This window comes from Massilia sp. METH4 (genome assembly GCF_037094685.1).
In the GTDB taxonomy this organism is placed as follows: domain Bacteria; phylum Pseudomonadota; class Gammaproteobacteria; order Burkholderiales; family Burkholderiaceae_D; genus Rugamonas.
Genome location: NZ_CP146614.1, coordinates 4,358,883 through 4,376,382 on the forward strand (window position 1 = coordinate 4,358,883; position 17,500 = coordinate 4,376,382).

The following is a 17,500-nucleotide window of genomic DNA, read 5'->3' on the forward strand; positions in this document are numbered from 1 at the left end:
CTTTTCAAGGACGCGAATTGCGTTTCACGATATGGAATTTAGCGAATGGACTTCCTCGGGCGTTTTTTCGTTGCACAGGAGATGATTTCATGTCGTGAAAAATGGCGCGCAAGCTCCTGATTTTGCTCGCTTATTAAAATCGGCTTTCGATTCGTCAGATTCGTTCCTGAAGTGAGTGGATTCCTTAAGATGAACTCTACGGTTTGCCGCCGTGCGCGCAGCCCCGCCGCAAACCCAACGATTTCCATCCCTCTTCAAGGAGCATCACATGACCCACCACTTCAGCGATTGCCCGGCGACCGCTGCATGTTCACCAGGCAGCATCAATGCGATCCCCGTCGATGAACCGCGACGCCCTTCCGCACGTCGGCTGGGCAAGGCCTTCTCCCTCGAACACGGCAGCGATGCCGGGACGCATACATTGGCAGCGGAAACCCTGCCGGTCAGGCGTGTCGGCATCATGGGCGCCAACGCGACAGGCATGGAGCTCGCCATGCGTCTGCTGGCAGCCGATATCCCGGTAACCGTCTTCGACCTGGCGCGCGAACCGCTGGACAGTGCCACCGCATCGTTGCGGTCGAGCTGCCGGCAGGCGTTCGCCGATGGCGCGCTGACCGCAAGCCAGCGCGACAGGCGCCTGGCTCTGCTGGCAGGCACCGTGAACCTGCATCACCTGAAAGACAGCGAGGTGATCGTGGACGCACTGGACGTCGGCCCCGACGCGAGGGACGGCCTGGTCCGCCGGCTGAACGAGGTCGCCCGGCCCGACGCCGTCCTGATGACCCGCGTTGCGCACGTGGACCGGATCGCCGCGCTGACGCGGTATCCGGCGAACGTGCTGGGCTGCCGCCTGCCAGACGATGGCAATGCGCGGCAGCCGCTGGAACTCGTGCCGGCACGAGGGACGTCGGCGCGGGCCTTGGCGACCGCGGCCGGACTGGTCGATTACCTCCACCAGCAATCCGACGCGGGATCGCCTCCGGTCTTGTCGTAGGCGGCGGCGCTCCGGCTGGTTCAAGCGACGGCGATCCGCCTGGTCCCGGCTGGCGCGTCGGCAGGCAACGCCGGGCGGCGAGCCGCGCCCATGAAGCAGGCTGGCCGGGCGATCCGCGTCCCTTCCGGCATGCAAGTGTTGCACGAGCACGCATGCCGCGCCTGAGCTTCGTGTTTGGCTCGCATATTGGGCCGACCTGGTTCATGATGAGCTGCCTGGGTGCAGGTGCGGCCGCAAGCGGACGGGTGCCGGGCGTTTCGGGCCCAGCCTATGGTCACGCCCGTCGCCACGCCCGTCGCTGCCGATCCACCGTAAAGCTGGTGCCGCATGAACATCTACAAGCTCCTGGCCGGCGTACTGATCACAGTCCTGCTGGTCGTCGTCGCTCCTTACCTGGCCGTCGAGGCCGGCCTGATGGCGCCGATCGCCGAAAAAGCGTGGTTGATCCTGCTCGTCACGGCCGGCGGCCTGGTCGTGAAATCCGTGATCGGCGATGTCGTTGCCGGCGAATTCCTCTTCTATAAATTCGGTTACGACAACTGCGTGATGACGCTCGGCGCGGTATTGACCGCCCTGGCCCTCCAGCTTGTTTCCACGGCCGACCTGTTCCCGGGGCTGAAGAATGTGGCGATCCTCGGCAGCTTGCCGGCGTTGTCATCCGACCCCGTCGCGAACCGGTCCACGCAGCTCTTCCTGCTGTTGATGATCGCGCTGCTTGCCACCTTGCTGACTGGACGGATCGCCGCGGCCATCAAGCTGGAAAAGGCGAGCGGGGCCGACTTCCTTTCCCTGCTGAACAGCGTGATCGGTGCGTTCGTCCTGTCGCTGTACGTGCTGATCCTCATCACCAAGGGATAGGCCATGCTGTTCGTGCTGCTCTTTTCCCTTGGCGTGCTGGCCGTACCGCTAGCGATCGATATCAGCCGACGCGGCAAGGACAATATCCTGCGCAGGAGCGGGCGCGACGTGCTCAATTACAGGCTGGTGCGGCGAGGCCTTTCTGCCGTGAACGTGGCCGCGGGGAGAGTGAGCGCCTTTACTGCCGGCCTGGTCGGCCTCGCCGTCGTGGCGTTGCTTGTCTATGTGGCGGTCAAGGGGATTTCCGCGGTAACCTTTGTCCTTTCCACTGTATTCGGTGGCGGGTAGCGCCACGCCCGGTACACGCCACCGTTGCTCGCCTTCGCAGTACCGGCGCATGAAGGTGCGTCCAGCGCGGCGTCGAACATGTTCGGGATGCGCAGGCCCGGCTCTGGGTCGAACGGCCGATGCCATGCCGCGCCGAACGCCGAGTGCACGGTGGTGTCGGACACGTGGCGATAGTCCGGCAGCTCGTGCGCGAACGAATCCATGTCGCAGGAGCCCTGCACGTTGTTCTGGCCGCGCAGCGGGTTCACTTCGACGCCCTCGTGGGCCACGTTCCTGGTCGGCATGCCCAGCTTGGCGACTGCGGACTATTCTCAGTTCGGGAATTTTCATTATGGTGCGACTGGTTCCGCGCTCGGTTTTCCTGATGAGGTCTTTCTGCAAATGGCGGGTTGGGCTCAACAACAAGCCGGCACCTCAGGAGCGGCTTGGGGCAGCCCATCGGGACGGGCACCTATGGGGATGACCCGGACGATCAAGCGCAGATCAGAAACGGCATCCAATATACGCGTTGCAATTGCAAGGAATTCTAATGAGAAATAAAACTCGAGGCTGTTTTTTCAGTCTCCTACTTATTTTTGTTTCGGCTTGCGCGCCAAGTTTGACCGAAATACAACGTCTGTCGGATAGCGAAGCTATGTTGGATGCCGTAATTGCAGAGCGCGAAACAGACGCAACAGTTGATACGCCGACCGAACTATATGTTGTTTCGCATGCGGCCGCGGTATCTGGAGAACCAGTATTACGGATGGATAAGGTCGATAGCCTTCGTGTTACCTGGGAGTCGGATCGCAACTTGACAGCGCATGCAGAGACGGCAAGGGTCTTTCTGTATGTGCGGGAGCTTGCATTGAAAGATGCACGTGGTAATTCCCGCACAATTTCAATCCGGCTAAATATAAAGAATTTGCTTCTACCGAAGGCACCGCCGAATGCCTGAGAGGATCTTGGCACTGGTGGCTCTGATCCATGCTTCGACTCTCACCATTCTTCAAGCCAGCAAAGGAGAACCGTTCCAGTACTGGGACGGACTTTGCGCCTTCGCGAGGGTAGAGGCGGTCGGGGCCATTCCCCAAATGCTTGGGAGCTTGGAGGTCCTTGGGTGGGAGGACGCTGGCCGTTCGGTGCTGCCCGTGGGCGTCGCATGCGTACGAAGTAGCATGCAACGCAGATGCAGATGGCGACTTGCTCCCTTTCCCCAGCACGCCGGTGCGCTCGCCGCCTCTGCATCCATCACGTAATCACGGTAAGCCGCGACGCCACCCAGATCACCAGCGCACCCGCTGCCAGCGCGACATAGGGCAGCACGCCCGCCCTGGCGTGCTTGAGCTCCATGTCGCGCGCCATCGAGGCCGGGAAGCGTCCGCCATCCTGCACGTAATGGCGGTACAGGAACACCGGCACGATCAGCAGGGCGGCCAGCAGGCCGTTGCGCAGCGTATGCTCGCCCTGGAAGTTGGCGCCCGCGCCGACGAAGACCAGGTCCACGAAGCCGCACAGCGCGCCCAGTCCCAGCAGCCAGTTCCTGCACCGGTAGGCGCGCGGCCAGTCAGGGCGGTCCATGCGGTGGATCCAGCCCGATTGCAGGTTCAGGAACACGAAGATCATGTAGCACACGTTCGACACCGACAGGATCGCCATGTAGTCCGACAGCAGCAGCAGGAACAGGTTGAAGCCCAGGTCCGTCCACATCGCGCTGGTCGGGGCGCCATGCCGATTCACGCGCGACAGGTAGCGCGGCAGCCAGCCATCCACCGAAGCCTGGTACAGCGTGCGCGATGACCCCATCATCGACGTCATCACGATCAGCAGGATGGCCAGCACCAGCATGACGACGACCACGTTGAATACCAGCGTGCCGCCGCCCACGAACCTGGCCATGGCCGCGCCCACGCCGGAGCCGTCGATGATCGAAGGCTGCAGCATGCCGGCCAACCCGAGTTCACCCTGGAACGCGATCGGCACGGCGATGAACATGAACAGGCACAGCACGCCGGACCAGAAGATGGCCTTGAACACGTCCTTCTGCGGATTCTTGAATTCCCGCGTATAGCACACAGCCGTCTCGAACCCGAAGGTGGACCAGCAAGCGAGGAACATTGCCGCCATCGCGGTGCTCACGCCGGCCGCGTTCCAGCTGCCCGCCACGGCGGCGCCGGTCGCGTCGTGAGTGAGCGGCACCAGCGGCAGGAAGTTCGTCGATGGCATGTCGCCCGTCGCCAGCGGCACCAGGGCGATGATCACCAGCGGCGTGAGCGAGGCGATGCCGAGGATGCGCTGGGTAGTGGCCGCCGCGCTGGCGCCGCTGTGCTGGAGCTTGAACGTCACGAGCAGGAACAGGGCGGCCAGCACGAAAGTGGCGTTGATGCGCAAGGTGAGGCCCTTGCCGACGAAGCCCAGGTCGAGCAGCGTGAGCTTCCACGTGTTGATGGCCGAATCTGCCGGGAACAGGCTGGTGAGCATGTAGCCGGCCGCCAGGCTCGTGCCCATGGCAAGCATGGGCGACCAGGCGATCCAGTTGCACCAGACCGATACCGGCGCCACCAGCTTGCTGTAGCGTACCCAGCCCATCGCGCCGTACACGGAGGCGCCGCCGGACTTGTGCGGATACAGTGTCGAGATCTCCGCGTACACGAAGCTCTGGACGAAGCCGATCAGGATCGCGGCAATCCAGATGATCCAGGCCGGCGTGCCGATGGTGGACGACACGGCGCCGATGGTGAAGAGCACCCCGGCTGGCACGCCGCTGGTGACCCAGAAGGCATCCTTCCAGGTGAGGGTGCGTTGCAATTCATGCTGCTGGCTCGGCTGCTGCAAGGTATAGGCGCGATCGAGGGGCGCGAGCACGCCCATCGACAGTCCGTCGTTCGGTGAATGCACGATCTCTCCTTATTCATGTACTGCCGTTCGTTGAAGGCTGGTTCATCAAGGTGTTGCGTTGCAATCTGTCGCTACGGTCTGTCTGCCGCCGCTGGTCGCGGCCAGGGTGAGCGGGCCCGTTGCCGCCTTCCCCTTGTCTCGTCGCCGGTCCCGTTCGTGGCGGGCGGCGACCCATCCATTGCCTGGCTGGTCAGAAGGCCCTGGACAGGGCAACCAGGAACGTGGTTTCCAGCGGATTCGATACCGCGAGCCGGCCTGCCGAGTCCTGGGCGCCGGTCGTATAGCGGTCGTAGACATCGGTGCGACCCCAGCCGCGGGTGACGGCGCCGGTGAGCGTCCAGCCGCCGTCGAAAGCGCGGGACAGGGCGACGCGCGCATCGCGGAAGCTGTAGGCGGCGAAGTTGCGCACCCGTTCGTGCCCGAAGTGCAGCTGCAGCGAGGCGCCGTTGCCCAGGTCGAAGGTGCCGTTGACTTCGGCATAGCCGGAGCCGCGGCTGTGCAGGCCGTCGCCGGCGAGCAGCGAGCGGCTGTTGTAGCCGAAGTAGTCCGGCGTCCAGGTCAGCCAGTACTTCGCGCTGAACCACTTGTAGCCGAGCGAGACGGCCACCTCGCCATAGTCGTAGCTCGTGCCGGCGTACTGCAGCTTCGCGCCGGGGTAGAGGTAGTAATACACCTGCACGCCGTAGTTCAGGTCGCCGCGCGCGCCGGCATAGCCGGCATACAGGTCCCATTCGATGCTGCCGCCTTCGATGAACTTGTCGCTCACCGAGGACATCCACGTGCCGGCGGACCAGCCGCCAGGCAGGGCGTAATCGATGCCTCCCTGGACGGCCGGCTTGCCCCAGGTCTGGCGGAAGCCGCGCGAGACGTACTGGGAAGTGAGCGCGACGTTGGCGGTGAGCGCCGGCACGGTGGGTGCCGTGGCGTCCGCCGGCTGGGCCCGCGCGCAACCCGCGGCGCACAACATGACCAGGGCGGGGCCCAGGCCCCGCGCGGCAAGACAGATGGATGGCATGAATCCTCCTTTGTGGCCGGATGGCCGTTCAAGACGTTCTGTTGGAAGCCGGGAAGCTGCTTAGCCGGGGACGCGTTCGCGCCATTGCGGCGCCGCATGGGGCGGCGCCGCGGCGGCCGGCCCCGCGCCCCGCGCGGCGGCCGCCGTGTAATAGGGCGCACTGGAGCGCGGCAGCGGCGGACGGCCGCGGATGACGTCGGCCAGTTTCTCGGCCAGCATGATGGTCGGCGCGTTCAGGTTGCCGGTGACGATCTTCGGCATGATCGACGCGTCGACCACGCGCAGGCCGCTCGCGCCATGCACGCGGCCCTCGTTGTCCACCACGGCCATCGGGTCGGCCGCGTCACCCATCTTGCATGTGCACGACGGATGCAGCGCCGTTTCCGCGTGCGCGCGCACGAAGGCGTCGATCTCGGCATCGCTTCGCACCATCATGCCGGGCTTGATCTCGCGGCCGCGGAACTCGTCCATGGCCTGCTGGCCGATGATCTCGCGGGTCAGCCGCACGCCCGCGCGGAACTCGCGCCAGTCGACGTCGTGCGCCATGTAGTTGAACAGCAGGCGGGGCGCCACGCGCGGGTCGCGGCTGGCCAGCTTCACGAAGCCAGTGCTGGGCGAGCGCATCGAACCCACGTGGCACTGGAAGCCATGCATCTCCACCGGATTGCTGCCGTCGTAATTCATCGCCAGCGGAATGAAGTGGTATTGCAGGTTGGGCCAGGCGAATTCCTCGCTGCTGCGGATGAAGCCGCCCGCCTCGAAGTGGTTCGAGGCGGCGATGCCGGTGCCGCGCAGGTACCACTCGATGCCGATGGCCGGCTTGTTCCACCACTTCAGGGCGGGGTACAGCGACACCGGCTTCCTGCACTCGTATTGCAGGTACATCTCCAGGTGGTCCTGCAGGTTTTCGCCGACGCCGGCCAGGTGGATCACGGGAGCGATGCCCAGCGCGCGCAACTCGTCGGCGTTACCCACGCCCGATCGCAGCAGCAGTTGCGGCGAGGCGATCGCGCCATTGCTGACGATGACTTCGCGGCGCGCCCGCGCCTCGCATGGACGGGCGCCGTGCAGCCACGCCACCCCGACGGCTCGCTGGCGATCGAACAGCACGCGGTCGGCCAGCGCGCGAGTGCGCACGGTGAGGTTGGCCCGCGTGCGCGCCAGGTCGAGGTAGGCCAGCGACGTGCTGCAGCGGCGCCCATCGGCCGTGGTGGTGCGGTCCATCGGCCCGAAGCCTTCCTGGCGGTAGCCGTTCAGGTCGTCGGTGGGCGCATGGCCGGCCTGCCCGCCGGCCGCGATGAAGGCGTGGAACAGCGGATTGCAGTCGGCGCGCGGCGTCGTCACGTGCAGCGGCCCATCGCCGCCGTGGTAGGCGTTGGCCCCCTTGTCATACGTTTCCGCCTTGCGGAAGTAGGGCAGGCAGTCGTGGTAGCTCCAGTTGCCCAGCGACGCTTCCCCGGCCCAGCCGTCGTAATCCAGCGCGTTGCCGCGGATATAGCACATGCCGTTGATCAGCGACGAGCCGCCCAGCCCCTTGCCGCGACCCTGCGTCATGCGGCGGCCGTTCATGTGCGGCTCCGGTTCCGTCACATAGGCCCAGTTGTACGTCGTGCCCTGCAAGGGGTAGGCCAGCGCCGCCGGCATCTGCGTGCGCCAGTCGAAGCGCCAGTCCGGCCCGCCCGCTTCCAGCAGCAGCACCGTCACGTCGGCATCCTCGGTGAGCCGGGCCGCCAGCACGCAGCCGGCCGAGCCGGCGCCGACGATGATGTAGTCGTATTCCTCGATTGCTTCCATGACGATCTCCTGTCGCTGTCTGCCGCTCAGGCGCCGAACCACCCCATGGGCTTCGGTGCGAGGTTGATGTAGCTGTGCTTGAGTTCCGTGTATTCGTCCAGGCCGATGCGACCGAGCTCGCGCCCGATGCCGCTCGACTTGAAGCCGCCCCACGGCGCTTCCGGGAAATACGGGTGGTAGTCGTTGACCCACACGGTGCCGAAGCGCAGCGCGCGCGACATGCGGTTGGCCTTGTCCAGGTCGCGCGTCCACACGGCCGCCGCCAGGCCGTAGGGCGTGGCGTTCGCGGCGCTCAGCGCTTCCTGTTCGGAGGCGAAGCGTTCCACCGTGATGACGGGGCCGAAGATCTCCTCGCCCGCGATGCGCATGCCGGCCGTCACGCCGGCCAGCAGCGTGGGTTCGAGCCAGAAGCCGCGCCGGAAGACATCCCCCGCCGGGCGCTTGCCGCCGTGGACCAGCCGCGCGCCCTCGGCAATGCCGGCCTGCACCATGGCCAGGATCTTCTCGTGCTGGTGCAGCGATTGCACGGGGCCCATCTGCGTTTCCTTGTCGAAGCCACTGCCGACCACGATGCGTGCCATGCGCGCGGCCAGCCGCTCCACGAAGGCATCGTGGATGCTGTCCTCGACCATCAGCCGCGACCCGGCCGAACATACCTGGCCGGCATGGAAGAAGCCGGCGTTCAGCGCATAGTCGACGGCCGTCTCGAGGTCGGCGTCGGCGAACACGATGTTCGGGTTCTTGCCGCCAAGCTCCAGCCCGATGCGCTTGAAGTTGCCGCTGGCGGCCTTCATGATGCTCTCGCCTGCCAGCGCGCCGCCGGTGAAGGACACCAGGTCGACGTCATGGCTCTCGGCCAGCTCGGCGCCGACCTCGGCGCCGCCGGTGACGAGGTTGAAGACACCCGGCGGCAAGTCCAGCTCCTCGACGAGCCGGGCGAAGTGCCACGTCGTCAACGGCGTCAGGTTGCTCGGCTTCACGACCACCGTGTTGCCGGCGCCCAGCGCGGGCGCGATCTTCCAGGCCGCCTGCAGCAGCGGATAGTTCCACGGCGTGATCAGGCCGCACACGCCGACCGGCTCCCGAAGGGTACGGCTGATGACGTGATGGGGCGCCTCGTTCACGGCGCCCGATTCGGCGGCGACCAGCGCGGCGAAGTGGCGGAACGTGGCGGCGATGTCGCCCATGTCGGTGCGGCTTTCCCCCAGCGTCTTGCCGGTGTTGAGGGTTTCCAGGCGGGCCAGCTCGCCGGCGTCGCGGTCGACCAGGTCGGCGATCCGGTGCAGCAGCCTGGCGCGTTCGCGGGCCGTGCCGTGGCGCCAGGGGCCGTCGAAGGCCGCGCGGGCGGCGGCGATGGCGCGCCGCGCATCGGCGCGGGTACCGTCGGCGGCGTGCGCGATCACGCTTTCGTCGGCGGGATTGATGATGGCGCGGCTGCCGTTGCCGATGGGCGCCTGCCATTGGCCATCGATGAAGAGTCGGGTCTCGATCATTGTTCGTTTCCGGTTGGTTGAGGCGCTGCCCGGCGCCTGTCGTCGCATTGTTTAACTCAAAGTAAATTAGTTAACTTACGATTGTTTGAGTCGAGTGTATGAGCCGTTCTCAAGCGTCGTCAAGCAGGATTTAATAATCTTTGTGCCATGGAAGAGCGGTTGTTGTATGCTGATGGCCAGAATTCACTCACAGTTAAATAGACGGGGCCGCGTGCATGGAAGAAACGTTCGGCGAGCGCCTGAAAGGCGTGCTGGAAGACCGGAAGATGATGATGAAGCAGGTGGCCGAGGCATTGAAGGTGTCTCCGGCGGCGGTGCACAAGTGGACGCGCGGCGGCGAGATCGAGCATGCGCGCCTGCTCGACCTGGCGCGCTTCCTGGGCGTGAACTGGCTGTGGCTGCGCTACGGGGAACAGGCCATCATGGAGCTTGAGGCGAGCATCGCGACCGACCCGCATATCCGCGAAGTGCGCAAGAAGCACCTGGCCGACATCATGGAGAGCGAGGCGCGCATGAAGCTGGCGCAGGAAGTATCGGGTGTGGTGAGCTGGGAGTGGAACGTGATGACGGACCACCTGCGTTACTCGTCCAACGACCGCGTGCTGTTCGGGCGGCACATCCGCAGCATGGAGGAATTCTGGTCCTGCGTGCACCCTGGCGACGTGGCGCGCCTGCGCGAGGCGCTGCGGCGCACCTTCGATGCCAGCGAAATGCTGGAGTGGGAGTTCCGCGTGGTGCACGGCGAGACGGTGCGCTGGCTGTCGTCGCGCGCGACGCTGCTGCGCGACGGCGACGGGCGGCCGACCAAAATGATCGGCGTAAGCCTGGACGTGACCGAGCGCCGTCGCGCCGAGGCGGCGTTGCGCCAGAGCGAGGCGCTGCTGGCCAAGGCGCAGGAGATCGCCCACCTCGGCGCGTGGTGGTGGAACATCCAGACCGACGACTGCATCTGGACCGACGAGGCCTACCGCATCTTCGGCTGGGCGCCGCAGGCGTTCAAGGTGACGATCGACCGCTACCTTGCTTCCATCGTCGAGGAAGACCGGCCGCGCGTGCAGGCGGCGCTGCGCGCCGCGATCGTCGACAACGCGCCGTACCGCGTGCAGTACCGCATCACCCTGCCGGACGGCAGCGAGCGCCACATCCACGAGGAAGGCGAGGTCGCGCTTGACGAGCACGGCAACGCCGTGACGATGGTCGGTGCCTCGCAGGACGTGACGGCGCAGCGAAAGGCCTAGGCGCCCCACCTACCACAGCACCGGCACCGCCGCGGCGGCCTTGCCGCTCGCTTCCTCGCGCACCTGCGACGGCGTCTTGCCGTACTGGTTGCGGAAGCAGCGCGAAAAGTGCGAGTTGCTGAGGAAGCCGCATTGCAGCGCGATGTCGATGATCGAGCTGCGCGTGGACGTGAGCAGGTTCAGCGCATTGTTCAGCCGCAGCTCGAACGCGAAGGCGAGGGGGCTCATGCCCAGCTCCGCCTGGAATAGCCGCTCGAGGTGCCGCACGCTCACGTTCACGTGCTGCGCGATGAACTCGGTGGGCAGCGGGTCGGACAGGTGGCGCTCGATCAGCAGCATCGCCTTGCGCACGCGGATATCCTCCGTCGTGCGCGTAAACAGCGGCTGCGGCTGCGGCGTCTTCGCCGGCAGGGGCGCGTGCTCGATCATGATGCGCATGGCCTTCGCCGCGCGCGCCTTGTCGCAATGGCGCTCGACGAGATAGGCGGCCAGGTGCACGACGCTCGTGCCGCCGGCGCACGTGAGGCGGTCGCCGTCGTCGATGAACAGTTCGTCCGAACTCACTTGCAGGTCCGGGAATTCATTCGTGAAGTCCGCATGCACGTACCAGCTCACGCACGTGCGCCGGCCTTTCATCAGGCCGAGTCTCGCGATCGCGAAGCTGCCGGTGCAGATGCCGACGAGCGGCACCTTGTCGGCGGCGCGCTTGAGGTAATCGTTCATCGCCGGCGGCAGTTTCAGCGACGTGAGCAGGCCGCCGACGACCACGATGTAATCGAACGTCGCCGGATCATCCAGGCCCGCGGTGGGCGTGACCTCCACGCCGCAACTGGCCTTGATGGGCCGCATGTCGTGGCTGAGGACACTCCAGGTGCAGTGGATGGGGCGGCTGCGGTCGCCGTCGTCGGCGGCCAGGCGCAGCGTGTCGATGAAGGCCGAAAACGCGAGCATCGTGAAGTTCGGCGCGAGGACGAAACCGACGGAAAGCCGGGGTTTCTTCAGGGGGATGGCATTCAACAAGGCTGTCTCCTTCGCGCCCGTCGCCACCGACAGTCAGTGGCGGTACGGGCAATACTGGTGCGTGATATGAGCTGCACCTATTCTTAGCATTTCTTGTTCCTGCTCTGAGCGCCTGCCAAAGCCCCCATGGCTGCGTTGCAGCGTCTCGCCGTACTAAGGTACTGTCTTCGACGCTGCGCCTCGCCATGTGGGCTTTGTCAGGCGCTCTTGTTTATTCGCACGCAATATACACGCGGCCGCGCCACGCAACAACTGCTTGCGGGCCGCGCGAAATGGCGCATTTCGTCAATGCCCCTTGGCGCCTCCTGTAGGCAAACGCGTACACGCCATCAGGAGTTGCGCTCGCGCGACATGCGCACGTTTTTGGTGCCGCGACGCTTCATCATCGGGCACGGCGCCCCGCGGCGCAAGGCTTTCCCGCTCAGCGGTGGCCGCATGTCGCGATAGGACAAGCGAACGTCCGCTTCAAGCAAACCGGCTCTCCCAGCAGGCCCCCGCGTGGCCGCGCGTCCACACGATGTCGGAATCAGACAACTCCCCGTCTTATCCGATCAATTTGCATTTCGTAACGGTCCCAATAATGGAACCCACATCACCCCCACTTGCGAAAGCCCGATATGCCACAGAAAAACTACTCATTGTGGAGCCTGCTCAAGCAGGGCTTCCAGCGCCAGGAAGGCTGGGACCAGGCCTGGCGCAGCCCGGAGCCGAAGGCCTCGTACGATGTGATCATCGTCGGCGCCGGCGGCCACGGCCTGGCCACCGCCTACTACCTGGCCAAGGAGCACGGCATCAAGAACATCGCCGTGATCGAGAAGGGCTACCTGGGTGGCGGTAACACCGCCCGCAACACGACGATCGTGCGCTCCAACTACCTTTGGGATGAAGCCGCCATGCTGTACGAGCATTCGCTCAAGCTGTGGGAGGGGCTGTCGCAGGAGATCAACTTCAACGTGATGTTCAGCCAGCGCGGCGTGTTCAACCTGGGCCACACGCTGCAGGACATGCGCGACATCGAGCGCCGCGTGAACGCCAACCTGATGAACGACATCGATGCGCAGGTGCTCACCGCCGCCGAGGTGAAGGAGCATATCCCGATGATCGACGCCAGCCCGAATGCGCGCTATCCGATCATGGGTGCCAGCTACCAGCCGCGCGCCGGCGTGGCCCGGCACGACGCGGTGGCCTGGGGCTTCGCCCGTGCGGCGAGCAACCTGGGTGTGGACATCATCGAGCAGTGCGAGGTGACCGGCATGCTGATCGAGGGCGGCCGTATCCGCGGCGTGGAAACCTCGCGCGGCACGATTCGCGCCGACCGCGTCGGCTGCGTGGCCTCCGGCCATTCGAGCACGCTGGCGAAGATGGCCGGCATCCGCCTGCCGCTGGAAAGCCATCCGCTGCAGGCCTTCGTGTCCGAATCGCTCAAACCCGTGCTGCACACGGTGGTGATGTCGAACGCGGTGCACGGCTACGTAAGCCAGTCGGACAAGGGCGAGCTCGTGATCGGCGCCGGCATCGACAGCTACCTGAGCTACGCGCAGCGCGGCAGCCCGCACATCATCGAGCACACGGCCGCCGCCATCATCGAGCTGTTCCCGATGTTCTCGCGGGTGCGCATGAACCGCCAGTGGGGCGGGATCGTCGACGTGTCGCCGGACGCCTGCCCGATCATCAGCAAGACCAAGATCAAGGGCCTGTACTTCAACTGCGGCTGGGGCACCGGCGGCTTCAAGGCCACCCCGGGCTCGGGCAACGTGTTCGCCCACACCATCGCCAACGACCATGCCCACCCGCTCAACGAAGCCTTTGCGCTGGACCGCTTCCACAGCGGCCATCTGATCGACGAACACGGTGCCGCAGGCGTCGCCCACTGACGGAGGAACGAATATGTTGAAGTTTCATTGCCCGCACTGCAACGAGGTGCGCGAAGAAGAAGAGTTCAGCTATGCCGGCGAAGCATACATCGCGCGCCCGGCCGCGCCGGACGGGGTGAGCGACGAGGAATGGGGCGACTACCTGTTCATGCGCAAGAACAGCAAGGGCTGGCACTGGGAGCAATGGCTGCATTCGGCCTCCTGCCGCAAGGTCGTTGCCGTCAAGCGCCACACCTACACCCATGAAATCGCCGGCTGCTGGACGCTGGCCGAAGGAAAACGGATCTACCTGGAGGAACAAGCGTGAGCTCCCATCGTGTCAACCGCCAAGGCGCGCGCATCGACCGCGACCAGCGCATTTCCTTCTCCTTCGACGGCGAGTCCTACCAGGGCTTCGCCGGCGACACCCTGGCCTCGGCCCTGCTGGCCAACGGCGTGCGCATGATCGGTCGCAGCTTCAAGTACGGCCGGCCGCGCGGCATCATCGGCCACGGCGCAGAGGAACCGAATGCGCTGATCCAGCTCGAGCGCGGCGCCGGCACCGTGCCGAACCTGAAGGCCACGCAGGTCGAGCTGTACCAGGGCATGAAAGCCTTTTCCACCACGGGCTGGCCGTCGCTGAACGTGGACGTGAAGAGCATCATGGGCCGCGCCGCCCGCTTCATGCCGGCCGGCTTCTACTACAAGACCTTCATGGCGCCGGCCAAGATGTGGCCGCTGTACGAGGACGTGATCCGCCGCGCCGCCGGCTACGGCCGCACGCCCGTCGAGCCGGACCCCGAGTACTACGACCACCTGCACCACCATCCGGACGTGCTGGTGATCGGCGGCGGCGCCTGCGGCATCTGGGCCGCGCTGGTCGCCGCCCGCGCCGGCCTGCGCGTGATGCTGGTCGACGAACAGGCCGAGATGGGCGGCTGGCTGCTGTCCGACCATAACGCCGTGCTGGACAAGCATGCACCCGCCAGCTGGCTGCGCCGCTGCCTGGCCGAGCTGGACTCGCTGCCGAACGTGACGCGCCTGCCGCGCACCACGGCGTTCGCCATGCATGACGCCAACCTCGTGCAGGCCGTGGAACTGATGCAGGATCACATCGCGCCGTCGCGGCGCGATGCGCAAATGCCGCGCCAGCGCATGCACAAGATCCGTGCCCGCCACGTGGTGCTGGCCACCGGCGCCATCGAACGTCCGCTGGTGTTCGGCAACAACGACCTGCCCGGCGTGATGACGGCGGCCGCCGGCCAGACTTACCTGAACCGCTACGCGGTGCGCGCTGGCGAGCGCGTGCTGGTGCTGACCAACAACGACTGCGCCTACGGCGCGGCGGTCGACCTGGCCTCGGCCGGTGCCCGTGTCACGCTGTGCGATTCCCGTGCCGCCGGCGCCCTCGCGGCCTGCACCGAAGCGAGCAGGAAAGCCGGCGTCGAGATCCTGAACGGCTACGGCATCGCCCAGGCGAACGGCCGGCGCATCGTCAAGAGCGCGCAGCTGGTGCAGCTCGACGGGCAGCGCGACGCCGTGATCGGCAGCGGCCCGCGCGTCGATTGCGACCTGCTGCTGTCGTCGGGCGGCCTGTCGCCCAACGTGCACCTGTTCTGCCACAACGGCAGCCGCCCGGCGTGGGACGACAAGCGCCTGGCCTTCGTGGCCCCGGCGCTGGGCCGCCCCGGCATCGCCTGCGTGGGCGCCGTCGTCGGCGAATTCGACCTGCAGGCCGCGCTGGCGCAAACGACCAGGGCCGTCACCGCCATGTGCACCCAGCTCGACCGCAAGGTGTCGACGCCGGCCCCGAAGGTCGCCGGCACCCGCCTGCCGGTCGAGAGTGCCCAGCCGCGCGCCATCTTCCGCGTGCCGGACGGCAAGCGCGAAGGACATGGCGCGAAGGCCTTCGTGGACTTCCAGAACGACGTGGCGGCATCGGACATCGAACTTGCCGTGCGCGAGAACTACCGTTCGATCGAGCATGTCAAGCGCTACACCGGCCTGGGCTTCGGTACCGACCAGGGCAAGCTGTCGAACGTAAACGGTTTTGCGATCGCCGCCCGCGCGCTGGGCAAGCCGATCGGCGAGGTGGGTACCACTACCTACCGCCCGGCCTACACGCCGGTCGCCTTCGGCGCGCTGGCCGGCTCGATGGTCGGCGACACGTTCGACCCGCGCCGCTATGCGCCGGCCCAGGAATCGCACGTCAAGCGCGGCGCGCTGTTCGAGACGGTGGGGCAGTGGATGCGCCCCTGGTATTTCCCGAAGCCGGGGGAGGACCTGCACGCCGCCGTGAACCGCGAGGCGCTGGCCGCCCGCACCAGCGTGGCGATGATGGATGCGTCCACGCTGGGCAAGATCGATATCCGCGGCCCGGATGCGCGCGAATTCCTCAACCGCGTGTATTCGAACGCGTGGAGCCAGCTGGCGCCGGGCAAGTGCCGCTACGGCCTGATGCTGGACGAGAACGGCATGGTGATGGATGACGGCGTGACCTCCTGCCTGGGCGACCAGCACTTCATGATGACCACCACCACCGGCGGCGCGGCGCGCGTGCTGACGTGGCTGGAGAAGTGGCTGCAGACCGAGTGGCCGGAACTGAAGGTGTACCTGTCGTCCGTCACCGACCACTGGTCCACCTGTGCCGTGGTCGGCCCGAACAGCCGCAAGGTGCTGGAAAAGCTGTGCACCGACATCGACCTGTCGCCGGAAGCGTTCAAGTACATGGATTGCCGCGTCGGCACCGTGGCCGGCGTGCCGGCCCGCGTGTTCCGCATCAGCTTCTCCGGCGAACTCGCCTACGAGATCAACGTGGATGCCAGCTACGGCCACTACATGTGGGAAACCTTGATGGCGGCCGGGGCGGAATTCGACATCACGCCGTACGGCACCGAAACGATGCACGTGCTGCGGGCCGAGAAGGGTTTCATCATCGTTGGCCAGGATACCGACGGTTCCGTGTCGCCGATCGACTTGGGCATGGGCTGGGCGGTGAGCATGAAGAAGCCGTTCAGCTTCCTCGGCAAGCGCTCGCTGGCCCGCGCCGACACGGCGCGCGGCGACCGCAAGCAGCTCGTCGGGCTGATGACGGAAGACCCGAAGGTGGTGCTGGCCGAGGGCGCGCAGATCGTCGACGGCAGCGCGGATTCAAGCCGCCATTCCGCCCACGCCGGAAGCTTGGCGCGGCGCAGCGTCGGCCGCGTCACGTCGAGCTACCACAGCGCCTACCTGGGCCGCTCGATCGCCCTGGCGCTGATCGAAGGCGGCCTGGCGAAGGAGGGCGAGGTGTTCCACGCCTGGGATGGCGGCGCCATGACGGCCGCGAAGATCGTGTCACCCGTGTTCATTGATCCTGAAGGGAAGCGTCAACATGTCTAAGTCCAACCTGAAGCTGGCCGAGACCTTCGAGCCGCAGGCGCGCACCGGCGTCGCCTTCGCCCCCTACGCGCAGAGCCCGCTGCATGCCTTCGGCCTGTCGGCCCAGGCGCGGCGCCAGAACGGCGAGTGCGGCGTGTGGATGAACGAGCTGCCGCTGCTGGGCTACGTGATCCTGCGCGGCGACATTACCGACTCCACCTTCGCCAATGCCGTGAAGGGCGCGCTGGGCGTTGCGCTGCCGCGCGTTCCCGGCACCGTGGTGCCGTTCACGCACGGCCTGGCCCTGTGGCAGGGGCCGGACGAATGGCTGCTCGTCTGCGAGCGCAATTCCCGGCAGGACTTCATCGCCGGCCTGGAAGCGGCCCTGCAAGGCTTTCACGCCCAGGTGGTGGACAACTCCGGCGGCCTGACGATGGTCTACCTGACCGGCGAGCACCAGGTCACGCTGCTGCGCCACGTGGGCGTGTACGACTTCGAGGCGATCGGGCCCGGCCAGGTCGTGAGTACTGTGTGCCAGAAGGCCACGATCACCGTGTTCCGCAACGACGACAAGGGCCTCTTCCTCGTGTTCCGCCGCAGTTTCGCGGACTACGTATGGCGCCTGCTGTCGAAAGCGGCCCGCCCCTACGGCCTGGGCATCGTCGCCCTCGAACCGAAACCGACCCACCCGGTCCTGCGCCTGGTCTGAG

The 17,500-nt window shown here is 66.1% G+C and carries 14 protein-coding genes and 1 pseudogene; 9 read left to right on the forward strand and 6 right to left on the reverse strand.

The annotated features are described in order from the left end of the window. Positions 1 to 268: 268 nt before the first annotated feature. The 3 genes from V6Z91_RS19225 (at position 269) to V6Z91_RS19235 (ending at position 2,140) form a co-directional block, all read left to right on the forward strand. Positions 269 to 994, forward strand: a complete 726-nt coding sequence (locus V6Z91_RS19225; protein WP_338759770.1) for a 3-hydroxyacyl-CoA dehydrogenase NAD-binding domain-containing protein — start codon at positions 269 to 271, stop codon at positions 992 to 994. 327 nt (positions 995 to 1,321) lie between these two features. Next, positions 1,322 to 1,852 (forward strand): hypothetical protein, encoded by a 531-nt coding sequence (locus V6Z91_RS19230; protein WP_338759773.1) that lies wholly within the window; start codon positions 1,322 to 1,324, stop codon positions 1,850 to 1,852. A 3-nt stretch (positions 1,853 to 1,855) separates the two neighbouring features. Then, positions 1,856 to 2,140: a hypothetical protein gene (locus V6Z91_RS19235; RefSeq protein WP_338772151.1), complete on the forward strand. Its 285-nt coding sequence runs from the start codon at positions 1,856 to 1,858 to the stop codon at positions 2,138 to 2,140. Between the two features lie 59 nt (positions 2,141 to 2,199). Here the strand turns inward: V6Z91_RS19235 and V6Z91_RS19240 are convergent. Then, positions 2,200 to 2,439: pseudogene (locus V6Z91_RS19240) on the reverse strand (hypothetical protein); the annotation flags it as partial. 230 nt (positions 2,440 to 2,669) lie between these two features. Between V6Z91_RS19240 and V6Z91_RS19245 the strand changes: the two are divergent. After that, positions 2,670 to 3,077 (forward strand): hypothetical protein, encoded by a 408-nt coding sequence (locus V6Z91_RS19245; RefSeq protein WP_338759776.1) that lies wholly within the window; start codon positions 2,670 to 2,672, stop codon positions 3,075 to 3,077. A gap of 293 nt (positions 3,078 to 3,370) precedes the next feature. Here V6Z91_RS19245 and V6Z91_RS19250 read toward each other — a convergent pair whose 3' ends face one another. The 4 genes from V6Z91_RS19250 to V6Z91_RS19265 form a co-directional block, all read right to left on the reverse strand. Beyond that, positions 3,371 to 4,990 carry an APC family permease gene (locus V6Z91_RS19250; protein ID WP_338771941.1) on the reverse strand — a complete coding sequence of 540 codons (1,620 nt, stop codon included), beginning with the start codon at positions 4,988 to 4,990 and terminating at the stop codon, positions 3,371 to 3,373. A 217-nt stretch (positions 4,991 to 5,207) separates the two neighbouring features. Next, positions 5,208 to 6,032, reverse strand: a complete 825-nt coding sequence (locus tag V6Z91_RS19255) for a TorF family putative porin (RefSeq protein ID WP_338759779.1) — start codon at positions 6,030 to 6,032, stop codon at positions 5,208 to 5,210. Positions 6,033 to 6,092: 60 nt separating this feature from the next. Then, complete coding sequence (betA, locus tag V6Z91_RS19260) at positions 6,093 to 7,826, reverse strand: choline dehydrogenase (protein ID WP_338759782.1); 1,734 nt, start codon at positions 7,824 to 7,826, stop codon at positions 6,093 to 6,095. Between the two features lie 26 nt (positions 7,827 to 7,852). Next, on the reverse strand, positions 7,853 to 9,319 hold the full coding sequence (locus V6Z91_RS19265) for an aldehyde dehydrogenase family protein (protein WP_338759784.1): 1,467 nt from the start codon (positions 9,317 to 9,319) through the stop codon (positions 7,853 to 7,855). A 215-nt stretch (positions 9,320 to 9,534) separates the two neighbouring features. On the opposite strand from V6Z91_RS19265, the gene V6Z91_RS19270 reads away from it, so the two are divergent. Further along, positions 9,535 to 10,557 carry a PAS domain-containing protein gene (locus V6Z91_RS19270; RefSeq protein WP_338759786.1) on the forward strand — a complete coding sequence of 341 codons (1,023 nt, stop codon included), beginning with the start codon at positions 9,535 to 9,537 and terminating at the stop codon, positions 10,555 to 10,557. A 9-nt stretch (positions 10,558 to 10,566) separates the two neighbouring features. On the opposite strand, the gene V6Z91_RS19275 is transcribed toward V6Z91_RS19270, so the two are convergent. After that, positions 10,567 to 11,577: a GlxA family transcriptional regulator gene (locus V6Z91_RS19275; RefSeq protein ID WP_338759788.1), complete on the reverse strand. Its 1,011-nt coding sequence runs from the start codon at positions 11,575 to 11,577 to the stop codon at positions 10,567 to 10,569. Positions 11,578 to 12,194: 617 nt separating this feature from the next. On the opposite strand from V6Z91_RS19275, the gene V6Z91_RS19280 reads away from it, so the two are divergent. From V6Z91_RS19280 to V6Z91_RS19295, 4 genes are read left to right on the forward strand one after another with little or no spacing between them, the layout of a single operon-like run. After that, positions 12,195 to 13,451, forward strand: a complete 1,257-nt coding sequence (locus V6Z91_RS19280; RefSeq protein ID WP_338759791.1) for a sarcosine oxidase subunit beta family protein — start codon at positions 12,195 to 12,197, stop codon at positions 13,449 to 13,451. Between the two features lie 13 nt (positions 13,452 to 13,464). Beyond that, on the forward strand, positions 13,465 to 13,758 hold the full coding sequence (locus tag V6Z91_RS19285) for a sarcosine oxidase subunit delta (protein ID WP_338759794.1): 294 nt from the start codon (positions 13,465 to 13,467) through the stop codon (positions 13,756 to 13,758). Beyond that, entirely contained in the window at positions 13,755 to 16,811 is a 3,057-nt protein-coding gene (locus V6Z91_RS19290) for a sarcosine oxidase subunit alpha family protein (RefSeq protein WP_338759797.1), read from the forward strand. Before V6Z91_RS19285 ends, V6Z91_RS19290 begins: the two co-directional genes overlap by 4 nt. Then, a complete protein-coding gene (locus tag V6Z91_RS19295) occupies positions 16,804 to 17,499 on the forward strand; it encodes a sarcosine oxidase subunit gamma family protein (RefSeq protein ID WP_338759800.1) in 696 nt (231 codons plus the stop codon). The genes V6Z91_RS19290 and V6Z91_RS19295 overlap by 8 nt, the downstream gene beginning before the upstream one ends. Position 17,500 lies beyond the last annotated feature (1 nt).